This is a genomic window from Candidatus Symbiopectobacterium sp. NZEC135, from assembly GCF_025962695.1.
Genome location: NZ_JAGFPF010000161.1, coordinates 1 through 3363, shown reverse-complemented (window position 1 = coordinate 3363; position 3363 = coordinate 1). Strand labels below are relative to the sequence as shown.

The window sequence follows — 3363 nt, the reverse complement described above, 5'->3', positions numbered from 1 at the left end:
GCCAGTGCGACCTTCATTGCTTCATAGCCTAAAGCCATTACGGATTCTGGCGTCATCGGGCGACCTTAGTAGGAATTAACTGTAAAAACTTTGCGCAAGTGAACCGAGCAACAATTGCCATCCGTCGACCAGCACAAACAGCATAAGCTTGAACGGCAATGAAATGGTGGCCGGTGGCACCATCATCATACCGAGCGCCATCAGTACACTGGCAACCACCAGGTCGATAATCAAAAAAGGGATAAAAATGGTAAAGCCAATCTGGAAGGCGGTTTTCAATTCACTGGTGACAAACGCTGGAACCAGGACACGCATTGGAACCGCTTCTGGACCCTGAATTTCTCCCATCTGAGCCAGACGCGTAAATAATGCCAGATCGGATTGTCGGGTCTGGCGCAGCATAAATTCGCGTAAAGGTTGAGCACCACGCTCGATAGCCGTTTGCATGCTAATCTTGTCTTCACTGAACGGCAGATAGGCCTCATCATAAACCCGGTTTAGCACCGGTGACATGATGAAAAAGGTCAGGAACAGCGTTAACCCTAGCAGCACCTGGTTAGGGGGTGCAGTAGGGGTGCCCAATGCGTTACGCAATAAGCCCAGGACGATGATAATGCGCGTAAAACAGGTCATCATCAGCATAGTTGCCGGAATAAACGTCAATGACGTCATGAAGACCAGCGTCTGAACCGGTAACGTCCAACTCTGACCACCATTAGCAAGAGGCTGGCTGATAATTCCCGGCAACTGTGCCCAGACTGCGGGAGTAAAGAGCACCAGAACAGCGGCGAATGCCGGCAGTCCGCGCTTTAGTATTGATAGCGATGGAACATAAAGACGCACTTTCATTCCGATTTTTCCGGACGTTTGATGACTTTATTTAATAATTGCCGGAAATTGGCCGGTATAGCCGTCTCGCCAGCAGGCGCGTCGTCCATTTCTTGTGCGGGCAACGTGTGCAACGGCGTGATCTGTTGTGCCGTTACACCCAGCACCAGCCAGGTATCCTCAATTTCGACCACTACAACGCGTTCACGCTGTCCAACCTGACAGCTTGAAACCACTTTGACCAGCTTATTCTGTCTGACAGGAGGGGTTAAGCCAAGCTTGCGCACCACCCAAGCAATTGCCACAATGAGCATCAATACGCCCACCAGAACGGTGCCTACTTGGGTAAGCAACGTGCTGGCGGGGAAGGGGGCGGTGGCAACCTGCGTCGTGGCATGAGAAACCGGTGCGGACGGTGCAGGGGCAAGTGGTTGGGTATCGGCCATTAGCGACTCAAACGACGCATCCGCTCAGAAGGCGTAATAATATCGGTAATACGTACACCGTATTTATCCGATACCACCACCACTTCACCCTGAGCAATCAGATAGCCGTTTATCAGAATATCCAAGGGTTCACCCGCCAACCCATCTAACGCCACCACGGAACCCTGCGTTAAGCGCAGCAGTTCTTTAATGGTCATCTTGGTGCGGCCGAGCTCAACGGTGAGCTTAACCGGAATATCGAGGATCAGGTCAATATCCTGCAAGCTGCCGAGTGCATCGGTAGGGTCCAGGCTTTTGAAGATATTATCCGTTGCGCTGGGTTTTTCTGCGGCTTGTTGCTCGTTAAACGCATCAGCCCACAGGTCGTCCACGGATTCCTTATCGTCGGACGGTTGCTTGGTGTCACTCATTGGGCTGTTCCTCATTATTTAGAGAATTCAAAATAGGGTTAATCAAATGTTCGACGCGTAACGCGTATTGCCCATTTAGCGTGCCATATTGACTGGTCAGAACCGGAACACCATCGACGTGTGCAATAATGCGATCGGGTTTATCAATAGGCAGCACATCACCTGGCTGAAGTTTTAATACCTTGGAAAGCCGCAGCGGAATATCAACAAAATTGGCCACCAGCTCCAATTCAGAATGCTGCACCTGCGTGGCTAACGTTTCGCGCCAATTCTTATCTTCTTGGCGGGAGTTTTCCAGCGGCGGATTGGTCAGCACTTCGCGCAACGGTTCTATCATCGAGAAGGGAATACAAATGCTGAACTCACCCAACAGTGTGCCGATTTCAACATGAAAAGGCGTTGTCACCACAATATCGTTCGGGGATGTGGTGATATTGGTGAATTTTACCTGCATTTCCGAACGCACGTACTCAATGTCGAGTTTGTAGATGGCATTCCAGGCTTCGCCATAGGCATCAAGCGCCAAACGCAACATACGTTTCACAATACGCTGCTCGGTGTTGGTGAACTCACGCCCTTCCACTTTGGTTGGAAAACGTCCGTCACCGCCGAACAGGTTATCCACTGCAATGAACACCAGACTTGGCGAAAACACGAACAGCGCCGTGCCACGCAAGGGTTTCAGGTGGATAAGATTAAGGTTTGACGGCACGGGCAAATTACGCGCGAACTCATGGTAAGGCTGTATTTTAATGGCACCAACGGTGATATCTGGGCTACGCCGTAACAGGTTGAACAACCCCATGCGGAATTGGCGGGCAAAACGTTCATTGATGATCTCCAACGCTTGCATACGTTCACGAACGACACGCCGCTGCGTATTGGGATCATAAGGTTTGACATCGCCATCCGATTTCGCGGCGGTGCCAGCACTGCTGGCGTCATCACTACTGCCGCCATTGAGCAATGCGTCAATTTCTGCTTGAGAGAGAATGCTATCGCCCATAAGGATTACCGCAAAATAAAGGCAGTGAATAACACATCAGTAACGACCTGATTCGGCTGTCCGGGGACAAGTGGGGGACTAAGCACTTGCTTGATTTGTTCAATCAGCTTCTGCTTGCCCTGCTCGTTTGCCAAGGAGATGGCATCCTGGCGCGACAACAGCAATAACAAGCGGCTACGCACTTCAGGGAGATAATTCGTCAAGCGTGTTCGGGTTTCTTCGTCTGACAGACGCAACGTGAAACCGACATAAAGAACGCGATCGGGGTTGTTGTCTGCATTGACCAAATTGACAGTAAAAGTGTCCAAAGGCATAAACACAGGCGCCGGGGGCGGTGGTGCCACCTGCTGCTCCGTGGAGGAGGATTTGTGATACAAGATCCACCATGCTACGCCCGCAGCTCCTGTTGCCGCCAGCGCAATGATAATAAGCAGTATCACCCAGATAGATCGCTTACGCCGTGAACCAGCTTGCATGTCAGACATAGCCAAAGAGAATTCCTGTTATTAATCAATATCTAATGCCAATACTGTGCAGCACTAAATGAATATATGATGTTAATGATTATCCGGTCTATTCGTCCATTCAATACAAGGAATAAACCAGAAAAATCGCGCTAACTTGTTCGTTTACCTGATGTTTATGCAAAAATATCGACACCGCTCACTGGTCT

Annotated in this window: 5 protein-coding genes; all 5 read right to left on the bottom strand. The window is 50.2% G+C overall.

What is annotated here, in order from left to right:
- Nucleotides 1–75: 75 nt before the first annotated feature.
- The 5 genes from fliP to fliL are packed head-to-tail and all read right to left on the bottom strand — an operon-like array spanning nucleotide 76 to nucleotide 3175.
- A complete protein-coding gene (fliP, locus tag J5224_RS24250) occupies nucleotides 76–849 on the bottom strand; it encodes a flagellar type III secretion system pore protein FliP (protein ID WP_264627785.1) in 774 nt (257 codons plus the stop codon).
- The gene (fliO, locus tag J5224_RS24245; protein ID WP_264627784.1) at nucleotides 846–1274 is read right to left on the bottom strand and encodes a flagellar biosynthetic protein FliO; all 429 of its coding nucleotides are present in this window, start codon (nucleotides 1272–1274) and stop codon (nucleotides 846–848) included. Before fliO ends, fliP begins: the two co-directional genes overlap by 4 nt.
- On the bottom strand, nucleotides 1274–1684 hold the full coding sequence (gene fliN / locus J5224_RS24240; RefSeq protein ID WP_264627783.1) for a flagellar motor switch protein FliN: 411 nt from the start codon (nucleotides 1682–1684) through the stop codon (nucleotides 1274–1276). Before fliN ends, fliO begins: the two co-directional genes overlap by 1 nt.
- Nucleotides 1677–2690, bottom strand: coding sequence for a flagellar motor switch protein FliM (gene fliM / locus J5224_RS24235; RefSeq protein WP_264627782.1), 1014 nt, complete (start codon nucleotides 2688–2690; stop codon nucleotides 1677–1679). Before fliM ends, fliN begins: the two co-directional genes overlap by 8 nt.
- 5 nt (nucleotides 2691–2695) lie before the next feature.
- Nucleotides 2696–3175: a flagellar basal body-associated protein FliL gene (gene fliL, locus J5224_RS24230; RefSeq protein WP_264627781.1), complete on the bottom strand. Its 480-nt coding sequence runs from the start codon at nucleotides 3173–3175 to the stop codon at nucleotides 2696–2698.
- Between the last annotated feature and the right edge of the window lie 188 nt (nucleotides 3176–3363).